This is a genomic window from Pseudomonas sp. NFACC25, assembly GCF_900100935.1.
Taxonomy (GTDB): domain Bacteria; phylum Pseudomonadota; class Gammaproteobacteria; order Pseudomonadales; family Pseudomonadaceae; genus Aquipseudomonas; species Aquipseudomonas marginalis.
The window spans coordinates 150,662-167,424 of record NZ_FMUC01000013.1 but is presented as its reverse complement, the minus strand read 5'-3'; the positions used below and the strand labels follow the sequence as shown (position 1 = coordinate 167,424).

4 protein-coding genes are annotated in these 16,763 nt (G+C 56.2%); 3 read left to right on the top strand and 1 reads right to left on the bottom strand.

Annotation, left to right across the window (positions count from 1 at the left end):
- The coding region (locus BLQ09_RS32030; protein ID WP_371914550.1) for a hypothetical protein at positions 1 to 142 on the top strand (142 nt) is incomplete at its 5' end.
- A 252-nt stretch (positions 143 to 394) separates the two neighbouring features.
- On the opposite strand, the gene BLQ09_RS24870 is transcribed toward BLQ09_RS32030, so the two are convergent.
- Positions 395 to 715, bottom strand: coding sequence for a hypothetical protein (locus BLQ09_RS24870; RefSeq protein WP_092358881.1), 321 nt, complete (start codon positions 713 to 715; stop codon positions 395 to 397).
- Between the two features lie 1,501 nt (positions 716 to 2,216).
- On the opposite strand from BLQ09_RS24870, the gene BLQ09_RS31145 reads away from it, so the two are divergent.
- Entirely contained in the window at positions 2,217 to 2,861 is a 645-nt protein-coding gene (locus BLQ09_RS31145; protein ID WP_139202136.1) for an imm11 family protein, read from the top strand.
- A 56-nt stretch (positions 2,862 to 2,917) separates the two neighbouring features.
- Complete coding sequence (locus tag BLQ09_RS24860) at positions 2,918 to 16,738, top strand: S8 family serine peptidase (RefSeq protein ID WP_175472327.1); 13,821 nt, start codon at positions 2,918 to 2,920, stop codon at positions 16,736 to 16,738.
- The last annotated feature ends 25 nt before the right edge of the window (positions 16,739 to 16,763 follow it).

Genomic DNA, 16,763 nt, shown 5'->3' with positions numbered 1-16,763 from the left:
TTGGATGGGAGCCACCCACTTCCTGACCAAAACACTTCCGCGAGTAAGTACCGAAATGAGCCTTCATGTACTCGCCTACAACCTCAAACGAATGATGAGCATCTTCGGCATTGCAGGACTGCTTGAGGCGATCAGGGCGTGAATCCAGCCGCTTGGCTCGCCAGTTAGCGGCTGTTTGGGCCGCTAACGCGGCCCAAGCAGCATTACGAACGTCTATGTAGCTGACTAGTGCTATTCGCGCTTCCGTCTGCTGGTTTCGCAGACAACGCCCGTCGTTCTCAACTTTCGACGTATTTAGTGCGTTTTCACACAGCCTGGACCCTCAGCGGACACCCGAACGATACTCAATATAAAGCGTGACACCAGCTCTAGACCGCCAGCCCTCTGGATGACTTCACAAAGGGTAGTCTGCCAGATAAGCGTGCAGATCCACTTCCGCAATCCCTGGGGCTCCGGCGTCAAGCCAAAACTCAAAGTCAGAAGGATATGACGCCAAAATTTTTCCGCTCCATTGCTGAGGAGATTTTTCATGCCCAAATATAGATACGAATCGCAGGTGATGAACAACCAGAATCCAATTGCGCCTCAGCTCTAGCGCATTTGATACGCCCTCCGACGCATCAGTCAGGTAGGGGGACTCACCTTCGACGAATGTCAGTAGATCTTTAGCCCGGCCGGCTTTCATCATCGCTTTGATCAACTTGATTTTTTCCACAGTTTCAACCGTTCCCGAGAGTGGTTTGTTGAGTTTTTTGATTGAAACCTGTCGATGATCCCTTCTAGCAGATCACATCCATGAACGATACCTTGTCCGCTCCGGAGGTGAACGACAGTCCGCTCTTGGCCGGTATCTGCCCTTCTTGAAGGGTAACTGTGTGGCTGTGGGTGAGCTTGATGGGACGAGCCTAAGAGGGGGGCATGTTCCCCTCTCCTGCAACACGCTTAGCTGCTGGAATACGAGGTGTTCCGACTATTTCTATTCGGTGTAAAGCTCCTGAAAACCATATATTCCGTGGCCTTCAGCGTTTATGGTGCACCGGGAGCCTGTGGAGCACCGGATTGAGGAGGGTTGAGTTATTCATTCATCCCGCCGCCCTTTATCTGGGGTACCAACAGCGGGTAATGGTGGTGACCACAGGGGCACCTCTTCCCCTGACACCTCAACAGCTTCAATGATAGCTGTGCAAGGGCTGGGGGGCCTGGCCATCTACTGACCTACTACCCAACCGGAGACGGAACCCCCTATAGCCACTTGAATCTGAAAAAACATCGGGGTTCGAATTACCCCAATCCAAATCACCTTCCAAAGGACCCATGAGTAAGGCCGACGGGTCGTGTGTTGCCTGCTGTCTGCGCGTTTGGAGGAGGGATGGGAGGCGTGTGGCGAACCCCTCTGCTGATCGCTGAAGGCGCCCAATGCGACGGGGTGATGGGGGTTAAAAACCGATACCCCTCAAAAAACGGTGTTCCAGGTGTTCCAGGTGTTCCGCCAAGGCTGAAAGCCAAGTATTTCGTGGCTTTAAGCCTGGAACACCTCTTTGTTTTAGCTGGAACACCACGTGTTCCAAGGAAAAAAGGTGTTCCAGTTTGATGGAGTGTTAATTCAGTCCGAGAGCCGCCCTCAGCTAACGGTAAGGTTGCGCCAGGAATGATTAGTATGAGGACAGACGTAGTACTGAAAGCCATGGATTACGGCTCAACGGACGTTTGATTCTTCTCTCTCAGCAGCGTTGTCATCGGGGCTACCTACCTTCATAAAGGCCACCACGCCTGGGCTGCAAAAATTGAAAGGTTGACTCCGTCCAACAGGCCGCTTTGACCTAGGCGTAATGCTGCATTCGATTTAGGTTTGGTACCTGCTGATTGTCGTATGGCGGAAAGCCAATCGTGAAATTTTTGTTACAAGGTTCGGAGGCGTTACCCGCGAGCCGTCTAGGTATAACGGTGCCGATACTGGGTAGGGGCAAGACGATATTGATTCGGGGCGACTGAATGCTAAATCTGGTTTCGTGGGGTTGAGTAACCTGAACTTCATCTGTGAAGGCAATGATGCGGGCAAGCGGAGTCAAAAATTCAACCGCTGTGCTCTATCGAAGGCCTCCATTGAAGGAGGCAGGAGGGTCAGTCACACTGCAAAGTTGACAGTGGTGCTGTTAAAGCTTTGGCAGCACGACATTTTGGATTGTCCCGAACCTAGGTATTGATAAGGAAAGAGCATGCCGTATTTGATTGGATTAACTTCAGAGCCTGGAAAGGTTGTTGGTCTAGTATTCGATCCAAAAATTGATGGGCGGTTGTCTGCTTTAATCGGATCGGGGGAACCGCTGACTCCTGAGTTGAGGGCTGCTATTCCAAGCGTTCTGAGAGTTTCCGAGCTTGAGAGTGGAGGAGTGCCGGGAATTATTGGGTGGAATATCGGCCCTTTTGTTATCTGTCAGCGTCTGCGCGATATATTGGAAGAACTTGAGCCTGGCAGGCATGATTTTTTTCCTATTGAGGTTCGTAGCTTCCGGCAGGGCGTTGATGAGAAAATATTTGGAACGTATTATCTGATACTCGGACTTGTTAGTGTTGATGCGGTTGTTATTGAGCAAACAACCTTTACTAAAGGGTTTGGAAGAGAAGGTTATAAACGGAGTGCTCGCTTCGATCACGAGAGATCGGCTGTATGTACATTGGATGCTCGGATTATCGAGGGGCATCATTTTTGGAAGTTACCACGCGAGTTTGGGAAAACGCCGGACCATCCCGGTCGCTCGGTATCAGGTTACTTTTGCTCGGATGAATTGTGGAATCGTATTAAGCAAGAGCATATCGAGGGGTGGGATGTCATAAAAAAATGTGCTGTGATTAACGGCTAATTTTGATCTCCACGCTTCGAGATATGGCTTCATATATTAATTATAGGGATATTAAAATGGCAGCCAATCTTGATCTCGATAAACTCGGTTTTGTTGATGTTAAATCTCTACCGTCAGTGGCTGTCCACGCCACGGATGGGGACCATACTGTTACCTATGCACGTCATCACGTGATAGCAAACGAAATATTCAAAACGTCTGAATTTCTTCAAGCGCTGCAAGATAATAAAGGTCTATGGGACCAAGTCAGCTTTAAAACCAATGGCGTCGCGCTGGTTGATACAATTGATGAAAAAAAAGCTACCACGGCAACTAATCGCGAGGTGGTAGGCGGAGCTGCACATACCGGGTATCACAGTGGTTACAATGCGGACCAAAAGCGTATCTTCGATGCATTCGACGATGCGTACCGAGAGTTACGCGGAACTGGCAATTGGGGGGCATACGGCTCCGAAACTGGTTGGCTGACGGCGCAGGCGAAAGTGGTTCATGGTTACGCCGCATTTTTAAAAGCAGAGCTGGTAAATCCAAACTCAGGACTCAAACTTCATACCTCAGATGGCAGTCGCTTGGACGCAACGTCAACTGAACTATGGGCGAAGTTTTCCAACACGTTCTTCGATGTTGATACGTTAACCTTTAACCCCGCCATCACCAGCCACCCAGCCTATATTACCGGGAGTCAGTTTGCCCCAGGCTCACATGCAGGCGCCGGCGCTCTGGATGCCACCCCGGGCTCTAAAAGCGCGCTGGACGTTTCAACCTTTGCCTCCAGCGCTGATGTCGCCAAGGCCATGGACAGTCAATTAGGCATCAAAGCTTCAACGCCTTCGGTCTTCGCCAAGGCTCAAATACACCAATCAGTCGGAATAGTAAAAAAAGGCCACAGCACCGCCATTGTTGCACTCACCGCAGCTGGGCTGGTCACCATGGTCTTCCATCAGCAAGAGGCGATGGCCGCCGAGCTCAATCGTCCTGTTTCGTTCGATGACGCGCGCAAGGCCTTGGGTCTTGAACTCGATGAAAAGGCGCTGCGTGAAGTGGCTGGCGAGGCGGCGTTCGATATTGGCGTGAGCCTGGCATTGCCGTTTGGTTGGGCCAAGCACGCGTGGGATTTGCTGTTGTCTGGCGAAGACATTATCGGCGTGATCCGCCTGTACGGTCAGCTCTATCCGAATGACAGCTCTATCCAACAGTTGAATACCTTTGCCGACAGTATCGAACAGGCACCGGCCTATGAGGCCTACAAAGAAAACAAGGAACAGCTCAAGGCCTGGCTCTCCAATCAACTCAATGGCTCAACGAACCACAACGGCAGCATTCTGGATGTGGCTACTGACCCCTCGACGCTCAATCCGTCCAACCTGAACCTTGGCGGTACAGGCGGCGGACAGGGTTTGCTGCAGTCTGGCGCAGGTTACGCGGCGACCATGCTTGAACGCTATGTGAACCGTGACGGTATCGAATTCGTCTCGCCCAGCAACGTGGTGACCGGTGGCACCCGTCCCGGTAATGGCAGTGTCAACGATCTGGCTGCACAGATGGCCGCGCTGCGGGCCCAGACCCAAAGCGCGGGCTCGATGGGTGAAGAGGGGATGGGCTGGGAGATGCCGACCCCGGCCAGCGGTAATCATGGGGTAGTGACTCAGAATGGGAAGAGCTACAACGCCACGCTGTACTTTGATGCTCAAGGTAACTGGATTGGTTTTACCCCGGATGCAGGCCAGGTGGGCACAGTCAAGTTTGCGGATGGGCGAGAATTCGAATTAAACAGCTCCCAAACGATATTGGTGGGTGAAAATGCCTCCAATGCCAACGGTGGGGTGAGTGCCGATGGCTGGTGGGTTGTCGAGAGTGACTACGTCGCGGCGTTATTGGACGCCAAGCAGGCTGCCGATACGGTGGCGGATACCGACCCGATTGTGCTCGATGGCGGCGGTGATGGCGTGCGCATCGGCGTGGGGCAGATAGACTTCGACCTTGATGCCGACGGTGTCGCAGAGCGTTTGCCTTGGACCGCTTCCACAGATCCGATTCTGGTCCTCGACCGCAATGGCGATGGACGTATCGCCAATGGCACCGAACTTTTTACCCTGACCGCACAAAGCGCCGGAGCTCGTCCAGCCCTGGCAACGCTTGACTCCAACGGCGACGGCAAGCTGGATGCTACGGACAAACAATGGTCCGCACTGCGGCTGTGGGCCGATCGCAATCAGGACGCTTACGCCAGCGCTGGTGAGCTGTCCAGCCTGGCAGATCTCGGAATCCAATCCATCAACCTGACGCCAATCTCAGGCGCGGTGGCCGGGCAAACTAATGTCAAAGGCGTAGTCGCCACCTACACCAATGGGACGACCCGTACCCTTTGGGATGTTGACCTTTCGCCGCATGCACCTTCGGGCAAACCGGTGACTGCCTCGTATGCAGCTGGTGTCGACAAATCCGTACTCGGCGAGCAAGCCGCATTGGTCGCCAAGAGTGCGCTGGGCGTGCGCCTTGACCTCAATGGTAGCGGCGCGACCCAGGCGATCGGCCACGTGGGTAACGACACGCTGATCGGCACCTCAGGCAATGATTGGCTGATCGGCGGCCAAGGATCCGACAAATTTCAGGGTGGGGCGGGCAGCGATCTGTTGGTCATTGACCATTGGGACCGCCAGGTGGATATCGATGGCGGAGCTGGCATCGATACGGTGTTGATCGCGGACGACAGAGGCGTGTCCCTGAACCTGTCCCAGGCCAATATCGAGGTGGTCTACGGCGGCTACGGCGCGGATGTGCTGATTGGTGGCGGTGCGGATAACTACTTTATCGAAGGTGCTGCCGGTGATGACTACATCCGTGGCGGCGGCGCTGACGATGCGCTGTCGGGCCAGGATGGCAATGACGTTGTCTATGGCGGTTCCGGCGATGACCTGATCCGTGGTGGCCGTGGCAATGACCAACTGTTCGGTGAGGCCGGCGGCGATGTGCTTGACGGTGGCGCTGGGGATGACCTCATTGATGGCGGCGCCGGTGACGACATCATCATTGGCTCAGGCGGTAACGATGTCATCGACGGTGGGGCCGGCATCGACCTGATCCAATTGTCGGGCAGCCTGTCGCAATACCGTTTTGTTCGCACCGCCAGCGGAGCCTATCAGATCACCGACCTGGTGGCTGACCGTGACGGCACGATGCTGCTGAACAACGTCGAAAGCTTTGCGTTCAAATCCGGCACAGCAATGACCGCCCTGGCGCTCGGACTGGATGCTCCGCTGCCCGTGGACGACCGAATTTCCATAGCGGCGGGTGGCCCGGTGACTATCGCGGTGGCGAGCCTGTTGGCCAACGATTTGGATTTCCAGCACCTGGATGCGGCTCAGTTGAATATCAATTGGGTTGGCGACGCTGTCGGTGGAACGGTCCGACTCAGCTCGGATCGTTTGAGCGTGACGTTCACCCCGACGGCTGGTTACAGCGGACCGATTGAGTTCAGCTATCGCGTCAACGATGCACAGGGCAATGCAGCGCCAATCATCGCGAACACGGGCGACAGTACGCTGCAAGGCGAGATGAAAGCCCGAGTGCTGTTGGTGCCTTTGGGAGCTCCCAGCGATCCGGATTACGTCAAGCAATGGTACCTGGGGGCTGTGGGTGTCGGAGCCGCCTGGGAGCACGGTTATACAGGCAAGGGCGTCAAGGTACTGGTGCTGGAGCCTAGCGGTGAGTTTGCGTCGGATCGCCAGGCCGCCGATCTCAATCATCCCGACCTGGTCGCCAACAAGAGTGGCAGCTTCAGCGACACCTGGGTACATGCGACGCACGCGACCATGGTAGCCGGTGTGATCGGCGCGGCTCGTAATGGCATTGGCGGCGTGGGCGTCGCTTACGATGCGACGCTGGATGCCAAGGGGTTTATTCCGTTCTCCAACCCGACGGCGACGGTGGCGCGTTTTCGCGAAGACCTGATGTCGATGCAGTACTACGACGTCGTCAACAACAGTTGGGGGCAAAGCAACCCTGATCAGTTTGGTTGGTACGCCGGCCTGACCGCAGGTGACCCCGCGCTATTGATGCAAACCCAGGCGGAGTTTACCGCCCAGCGAATCGCGGCCACACAGGGCCGTCAGGGTCTTGGCACTGTCATGGTGTACAGCGCCGGGAATGACCGTGCCAAGGGCTATGACGCCGGGCTCAGCACGCTGACCAGCAACGAATACAGCATTACCGTTGGCGGGGTGAACTTGATTGGCAATGTGGGTGGCAGTACCCAGCCATCCCGGCCATTCAGCAATCGCGGTGCCAATATTCTGGTGTCTGCGCCGGCCTCCAACATCATGACAACCGGTGTCCAAGTTGAGACTGCAGATGGCAACAAGATCGGCAGCACCAGCGCAGAGACGCAGGGAACATCATTTGCAGCGCCCATTGTGTCGGGTATCGCCGCGCTGATGTTGCAGGCCAACGCCAAGCTGACCTACCGAGACGTGCAGACGATTCTGGCCTTGACGGCCCGCAAGGATATGGGCACCGGCACCGTTTCGGGCACCACTTGGTCGAATAACCGAGACCTCGGCTGGAATGGTGTCGGCATGCACTTCAGCGACGACTTCGGCTTCGGCATGGTCGATGCGTCCGCTGCCGTGCGCATGGCAGAAACCTGGACGCCGGGCTCCTCCACCGCTGAATACACGAACTCGGTGGCGGCGCAGGCGGATGCATTGCCGGACATGGGACAAAGAACTCTGTCGTTCTTTGTCGACAAACACGTGGGGGCCGAGCAAGCGCTATTGCACCTGAGTGTGGGCCATACGCGCTGGAGCGATCTGGTGGTGACCCTGATTTCCCCGTCCGGCACTCGCAGCGTGCTATTGGATCGGCCTGGCCTGGCCGGGCACATTGCCAATCCCTCGGGGGGGACGCTACTGGACGTAGACCTGATGAGTGTGCAGTTCCGAGGTGAGGACACCTACGGTAACTGGCAGTTGGTGATAGAGGACAAGGCCGTCGGCGCTGCGGGGTTGGGTGGAGTGAGTGCTAGCCTGCAGGTGGCGGGTACTGCCCAGGACGGCGTAAAGCACTATGTCTTGACCGACGAGTATGCCGGCAACTGGCGGATCGATCCGGTGTCCGGCCCCTCTGAGCTGAACGCCGCCTCCGTCAGCAGTGCTGTACGCATTGACCTCTCCGGCGCCACAACAAGTCTGGTGAATGGACAGACTTTGACGGTCATGCCCGGAGTAGATCGGGTGGTGGGCACCGATGGCAACGACACGTTGCTGGGGGCGGATAGGGACGAAACCTTGATCGGTGCGCGTGGCAACGACACCTTGACGGGAGGCGATGGCAAGGACCGATTGGAAGGTGGACAGGGCAGCGATGTCCTAGACGGCGGTGCGGGCAAGGATTTGCTGGTGGGCGGTGTGGGCGACCGCCTAACCGGGGGCACCGAAGCAGACATTTTCCTGATTGAAGACGACGGTCCTGGCACCGTGACGATTGTTGATTTTAATATTGCCAGCGGCGACTCATTGGTATTGCGTGGTAAGGATCGCCTAAGCACCAGCAACGTCAGCCAGGCGGTGCAGGCAGACGGCCTGCACTTGAGCTACCAGGGCCAGGGTGGCACACGCAATGTTGTGTTGCAGGGCGTCAAGCAGGCCTTGACCGACACACAACTGAATTGGATGTCAGCCAGCGGTGAGGTAAAGATCAACCCGGCATCCGACGGGGTAACTACCAAAAACGTTATCTATGTGTCACCCATTCCCGTAGTCGGTCGTAAGAAACCCTATTCACGAGACGGCCTGACCGTGACGGAAAACGGCGTCTATTTCAACGGTGTGGTCAGCGGCGGCGTGGTGTCTTATCACAACGGCGATCGAGTAAGTTTCAACCCGACGTTGATCCAGGAGCGTCAGGCCGACGGTAGTTTGCTGAACCTTTATTTAGTCGACGGTCAATCCTATACCCTGGAGCAACTGGCCTATTGGTTTGAGGTTCAGGGTGTGACTTGGGGGCCGCAGGGCACCGGCGGGGATGACCTGATGCTGGTGGGCCGCTCTGTGGTGAGTGCTCCCGTCGGTTTGTCGGATAAATGGCTCAAAGCTCTCACGGACAGTCTCCGGCTATTCGACGCTGGCGGCGGAAATGACGAGGTGATTGGCGACGATTCGGCTGATCGAATGCTCGGCGGCAGTGGTGACGACATCCTGACCGGTAATGGCGGCGACGATGAACTCGATGGCGGAACCGGAAAGGACTTTTTGTACGGCGGTGCTGGTCAGGACAAGCTGAGCGGCGGCGACGGCGACGACCGGCTGGAAGGGGGCGCCGGTGGCGACATTCTTGAGGGCGGTAAGGGTGACGACACCCTGATCGACGTGTCCGGCGGCGACACCCTGTCCGGTGATGACGGCGATGACATTCTGCAAGGCGTTGCGGATATCGGTGCCGAAGTGGTGTTGTTAACCAATGACGCCGTTGGTGGTGTGCGAATTGCTGGCCCCAGTTCGGTCATACGCGGCGGTGCCGGTAAAGACACCCTTACAGGCAGCGGCATGCTTGAAGGCGGCGACGGCGACGACACGTTGACCGGCTCGGGCTCGCTGTGGGGCGGCGCGGGTAACGATATCCTCACCACCCGTGGTGGCTTGCTGTACGGCGGTACTGGCGCTGATCGGTTTGTGTTCGCGGCCGGCTACAAGACGTCGGTAATCGCCGATCTGGAAAGCCTGGATACGGTGGAGTTTCTCAACGCCGGCAGCTTGCAGTTGCGGACGACGGCGACCTATTCAAGCAGTGACGTCAATACTTTCTCCGCCCGCATCAGCCTGATCAACAGTGACGGTGTGCGTGTGGTGCTGGCGTTGCCGTTCACCTTCAGCGTTGACCGGCTGGCTGCCGGCAATATCGACCTGCTACCTGGCAACTTCCAGTTCCAGGGCGTCCCGCGCCCGTCATTGCTGCTCAACGGCCAAAATCTGACCCAGGGCGCAGACATCATCGTGCAGGAGCGCCTTGGTACCACCTCGTTCAGCACCCTGGGCGGTGACGATATCGTGTTCGCCCGCAAGGCCAACGGCCTGACCATCGACACCGGTGACGGTGCTGACACCCTCTACGTGCTCGCCGGTGGTAACCGAATCGACAGCGGCGCGGGTGATGACCGTATACAGATGCTTGCCAGCAGTTCGACCGGCGTCGATACGCTGATCGGTGGGCTGGGGAATGATGCGATCACTGCAGGTAGCGCCGGGGCCATTATCTACGGCGATGACCTGGCGGGCACTCAATCGGGCAACGACACACTGCTCGGCGGTGCCGGGGATGACACTATCTACGGTGGTGGTGGTAACGATAGCCTGCAAGGCAACGCTGGCAAGGACACCCTGGATGGCGGTGCCGGGGACGACGTGCTGGATGGCGGCGACGGTGATGACCGACTGAACGGCGGCGTAGGCATCGATACGCTGATAGGCGGTGTCGGTGATGATGAGCTACGTGGCGATGCCGGTGACGATGTGCTGGCAGGCGGTGCGGGCGCCGACAAGCTTTATGGGGGCGCAGGCAACGACAGGCTGACTGGCGGCGCGGGAGAAAACTCGCTGTACGGTGAGGAGGGGGACGACTTGCTCTACGGGGGCGAGTTTAACGACGAACTGTATGGCGGCGTTGGCAACGATACGCTGATTGGCGGCGATGGAATTAATGTCTATGAGGGCGGCGCAGGAGACGATGTCATCATCGCACGCTCCGGCACCGACACGATTCGCGTGGGCACAGGATCTGGTAATGACACGGTGTGGGCGTTGTCAGCGGCCGACACCATCCTGTTTACGGACCTGAACCTGGAAGCCGTCAAATTCGAATTGTTCCACGAAATACGCGGGAAGATTTCCTGGGGAAACAACTCGCTGAACCTCAAAGACTTCTCCGATGACACCACAGTGGTGTTTGCCAATGGTGTGCGCAAGAAACTGAGTGATTTTGAGCCGAAGAATGATGGTTATGTGCCTGTGGATTTCGGCTGGGTTGCGGTTTACGACACCGGGTTGGTAGGCGACAAGAGCAAGCTCAGTGCCTATGCCGGCACCGCAGGTGATGATCATTTGTATGGTGGACCGATTCTTTCAAACGAAGCGGCCTACTGGTATGTGGTCGGGCGTGAAGGCAACGACGACTTGGCGGCAGGTGGCTCAGGGGCTGTTTTGGATGGAGGGGCCGGGAACGACAAGTACCTGGCCAGCAATGGTGCCATGGTGATTCGGGGCTCCTATCAGAGCGTAGGCGAAGACACACTCGTCGTGTCAGATAATACCGCGGAGACCCTGCTCTTTTATCGTGTAGGCAATCCGTTGCAAGGTAGTTTGACTGGCTACCAAAGTACGGTTCTTCGGGAGGGGACAACGGAGCTACAGAGTTACCTTGGGATGACTGATGATCCGTTGCGGTTCGGATTCAAACCGCAGAGTGATCAGAGCATACGGTCCTTCGACACACTGCGCGTGCAGTCGCGAGACGGCAAAATAACGATGGATATCGTGGGCTACTTCGCCGATGGCGTCCAGCACAACAACGTCAAGAATATCTCGTTCACCTCAATCCTTGATGACCAGGGCAAGGCCATTACCATGGACCTCAATGCGTTACTACTGAGCCATGGTCGCATGACACGAGTCGATCCCGGTCAACAAGGTCTTTACAATATCACTTCGGGACAGAGTCTTTCCTTGGCCGGGTTCAACCTGGGCAATAGCCGCAAATCATCCATGGTTATGGGGGCTGAGGCTAGCGAATACTTAGAAGGTCGATTCAGTTTTCGTCTGGGCAATATCAAAGTGCCTACATCCGGCAGCCCGTCGTCGGAGTATGACTATACCTCCGGTGGCAACGATCTTTCGGCAAGCCAAACCACCTTTGGTACTGCACCCTCTTACTCCTTGCTTGACTCCAGTTCTTACAGGGATGTGGTGGGGCAATCGGACGTTTTGCTGGGCAATGGTGGCGACGATACACTTTGGGGGGGCGGTGCTTACCTGGAGCGAACGTGGCTAAGTAATGGAAAGCGTCAGCGCGATACTTCGACCACGTTAAGCACGGAGCGCTGGTCGAGTTCAGTTTATCAAAGTGACGGGTTCCTCTTATCCGATCCCAAATACAGAGAATCACCCAGCGGGTCCTATAAACTGCGTGATTATCTGAACGGCGGCGACGGCAACGACACCTACCTCTATCGCAAAGGCGATGGTGGCATGACGGTCATGGCCTTGATCGGCACGGCGGGGGCGGGGGCTAGGGGCCAAGATCGCTTGAGGATGGAGGGTTATAAGAGCAAAGAGGTCACGGTCGAAGTCCTTTATGATGGGGCCCTGCGTATCTCGGGAGGAGGCGCCAGCTCTCTGGCCGCAGATGTCATTATCGAAAAGGGCGAGAATGGCGAGCAGCAGGTCGAATCTGTCGTATTCGACGACGCCACTGTATCAATCGGTATGTTGATCTCGGCAGCGGGCGTTATAAACCCAAGTACGCGCCCTGCGCCTGCAGATGTGGATATGCTGGCTGATAGCGTGCGCAACCTCCAGGGAGTAATGGCCGAGGCGAATATAAACCTCGGCACGGCGGCTTCGGAAACTATCCAGTTGAGCGGCAATGTCTACGCACGTGGCCGCGAGGGTGCGGATACCTATGTGTTTGATCGGGCCAACCTTGGTTTTGCCGTTGTGCAGATGGATCGAGGAGATAGAGTCGTAGAGCGAGGTGCGAGCGCCGATACGGTAGGTCTGCTGCGCGACGACGCCAACAATCGTCATGCTTGGCAGTTGGGGCGTCTTGACCCAACACGCGCCAAGGACGGTAAGTTCTCTCTGAACGCCTGGATACCTGTATCCGCAGACAACGAACTGGCCAGTGACATTCTGCTCACCTTTGAAAAGACCCAGGCCGACGGTTCGGTCTTTACCAGCTACATGGTGCTGGCGGATGTGATGGGTGCTAATGGCACCTTTTTTGATCCCTTCTTTGATGCAACCTACAGGCTTGACGGTTGGCTTGGGTCCCAAAATCAACCAGTGGTCGGGACCATGGGCTCCGATGCCCTCGGGACACCTTTTTCCGGTGGCACCGTGTATGGGCGAGGCGGCAATGATGTAATTTCCGGCGGCTATAACAGCGATGATCGGTTGTATGGCGGTAGTGGTAACGATGTGCTGTATGGCGGTACCCGCAATGATGAATTGTATGGCGGCGATGGCACGGACACGCTCTATGGAGGAGAAGGCGATGACATGCTTGTCGGAGGAGCCGGGAACGACTATCTGGCGGGTGGGGTCGGCGACGATACCTATATTTGGGACGATGCCAACCTGGCCAATGAAATCCATGAAAATGCTGGTGAGGGCAGCGATACGATCCAGACTTCAGTGAATCTGGACCTAGGCAAATTTGCCAGCATCGAAAATGGACAACTGACTGGCGACAAAAACCTTACGCTCACCGGTAGCGAAGGTGGTAACCGCTTGTTAGGCAATGGTCGGGGCAGTCGTCTTATAGGCCTTGGTGGCAATGACGTATATGTGATCAACGGTCCGGACGCCGTCATTGAGACTGTCAATGGGGGTTACGATACGATTCAGACCAGCTTGAGCGTGCTACAACTGGCGGCGAACGTCGAAGCTCTGGTCTCTATGGGGATCGGCCTGCAATTGACCGGTAACGGACTGGCTAACGAACTGCACGGCGATGCCGGTAGTAATGCTCTGTATGGCCTAGCAGGCGACGATCTGTTAAATGCCGGAATGGGTGATGACACGCTCAACGGTGGTCGCGGAAACGACCTGCTGTATGGCGGTGGCGGCAGCGATACTTATGTGTTCAATCGCGGCGATGGTCAAGACCTAATTATCAACGGACTTACCGGCGTGACGCTGCAGACCGGGACGTTATTGTTCGGTAATGATGTCAACGCTCGCCAACTCTGGTTCAGTCGCTCGGGCGATAATCTGCTTGTCGAGGTCGTGGGTACAGAGGATCGGGTCACTCTGAGAGACTGGTACGCCAATGCAGCTAATCGGCTTGAACGGATTTTGACGGGCGATGGCGTGGCGCTATACGAGATTGATGGCCTGGTACAAACCATGGCTGCGTATCGGGCGGCGCACCCGGAATTCAATCCACAGGTCGGGTTTGAAGGTCCTGATGACGCAACTTTGCGCTCGGTGCTTGCGGCTGCCAGTGTTCCCCGAAGTGTCGTGGTACAAGGGCCCCCTCAAGGAAGTCCTGTCGCCGATACCATGCAGGGCACATCGGGTGATGACGTCTACTACGTTGATCATCGCGATGACAAGATCATCGAGGCGCCGAGTGCCGGCACCGATACAGTCGTCGTATCTTCCCAGGCGTTGGTCCCTTTGCCGTATTACACCCTGCCAGAGAATGTAGAGAATGGGCGCATCCTAGGGACAACGGGTATGACCCTCTGGGGCAATGCGTTGGCGAATGTCCTTTATGCCGGGGATGGGGACGACCAACTAATTGGTAGTACTACCGCGAGTGACGTGCCTAACAACGATACTGTTAGTTATCAATATGCAAAGTCGGCGATCACCCTCAATCTGACCTTTGACCACTACGCACCAGAGGTGACAGGTGGGTCTGGCAAGGACGAGCTGCTTTACATCGATAATGCGATTGGGAGTGGCTACAACGATACGATTACGGGAAATGCAAAGGGAAATACTATCGACGGTGCCAGTGGCGCTGACTGGATGGCTGGTGGCAACGGCGACGATACCTACGTGGTCGAAAATGCTGGTGACATTGTCATAGAAAACCGGAATGCCGGCACGGATACAGTCAACTCCTGGCTCATCAATTACATCCTGGCTGACAACGTCGAAAACGCTCGTATCTTGCAATTGGGCAAGACCTGGTTGACTGGTAATGACTTAGCCAATGTCATTTACGCGAGCCAGGACAGCAACGTGATGGATGGCGCGGGAGGCAGCGACACTGTCAGTTATGAAAACATGACCTCGGCGGTGGTGGTTAGCCTGGACCTTGCCAGCGACCAGCAGACCGCTGGTTCTGGTAGCGATACCTTGATCTCCATTGAAAACTTGGTCGGCACTCGTTTTGACGACGTACTGACCGGCAATGCGGGGAACAACCGGCTCGATGGCGGGCTCGGGGCCGATACTTTGCGTGGTGGGCTGGGTGATGACACCTATGTTGTGGATAGCAGCAATGATGTGGTGATCGAACTGACCGATGGCGGTGTGGATACCGTGCTCTTATCTGTCGATCAATACACCTTGGGGCAAAATATTGAGAACGTGCAGATCCTTACAACAGGCAGGAGCAGCCTTACTGCCAATGCCCTGGATAACCGGATTGACGCTACGGTCGGGGATAATTTTATCGACGGTGCCGCCGGCACGGATACGGTGTCTTACGCCAATTCTACGGGCGGCGTCGTACTCGATCTTGCCTTGACCGCTATCCAGGCCACAGGAGGTTCGGGCAACGACACTTTGCTTAATGTCGAAAGCCTGGTGGGCAGCCAGTTCGCCGACAAACTCAGGGGGAATAACCAGGCCAATACTATGTACGGCGGCGAGGGCAGTGATTGGCTGGAGGGGCGCGATGGGGACGATATTCTGTCCGGTGGCGCTTTTCATGACACCTTGATAGGTGGACTCGGCAACGATACCTACCTGTTTGGTCGGGATGATGACAGCGATCATATTGTTGAAAATGATGCAACGCCTGGTAATACCGACATCGTGCGGTTCGGTGCCGCCATCCTTACCAGCCAGCTCTGGTTCAGCCGTGAGCAGAACGACCTGAAAGTCGCGATCATTGGTACCGATGACTATCTGCGGGTGGGTGACTGGTACCTTGGGTCGCAGTATCGCGTGGAAAAATTCCAGACCGCTTCGGGGGCAATCTTGTTGGCGAGTCAGGTCGAGGCGCTGGTTCAGGCCATGGCCAAGCTGACGCCACCGACTGAAGGGCAGAAGCTCATGCCCAGCAGCCTTATGGCCGTGTTGAAGCCGGTACTCGATGCGAACTGGCAGAGCGGGCCTCCCCCACCGAGCGCTAATGACGGCGACGACACACTTGTGGGCGGGCCGGAGGCCGACTCACTATCAGGAGGCGCCGGCGACGATACCTTGATCGGTAATGCAGGCAACGACACCCTGGTGGGTGGCTCCGGTCGCAATACCTTGATTGGTGGGCAGGGGGACGATACCTACGAGGTTTCCAGCGTCGAAGACAAGGTTGTCGAAATGCCCAATGAGGGCAACGACTTGGTCCGTTCCTATGTCTCCTTTACGTTGCCGGAGAATGTCGAGCGAGTACTGCTGGTGGGAGATGGCGCTATTGATGCCATGGGGAACGATGCTGCCAATTCCGTGCTCGGCAATGGTGCCGCCAATACCTTGAGCGGCGCAGGCGGCAACGACATCCTTAATGGATTCGCGGGTAACGACACGTTGATTGGTGGTACGGGTGATGATCGGTACCTGATGGTGAGCGACTCCTTCGGGTTAGACCACATTATCGAAAACGATGCCACAGTAGGCAACGTAGACACGATTCTACTGGCTTCTGGTGGACGTACTGCCGACAAGCTTTGGTTCCGTCATGTAGGCGATGACCTGGAGATCAGCGTGATCGGGACTGACGACAAGGTAATTGTGGATGACTGGTACCTGGGCACTCAGCATCACGTTGAGAAAATTCAGGTCAGTTCCAAAGTCCTTCTGGATACCAAGGTAGAAAACCTGGTCAATGCCATGGCGGCGTTCACGCCTCCGGCAAGTGGTCAAACTACCTTGCCACCTGCTTACGCCACTGCCTTGGCGCCGGTGATCGCGGCGAACTGGCAATGAGGGGCGAGCACGAACATTCACGTCC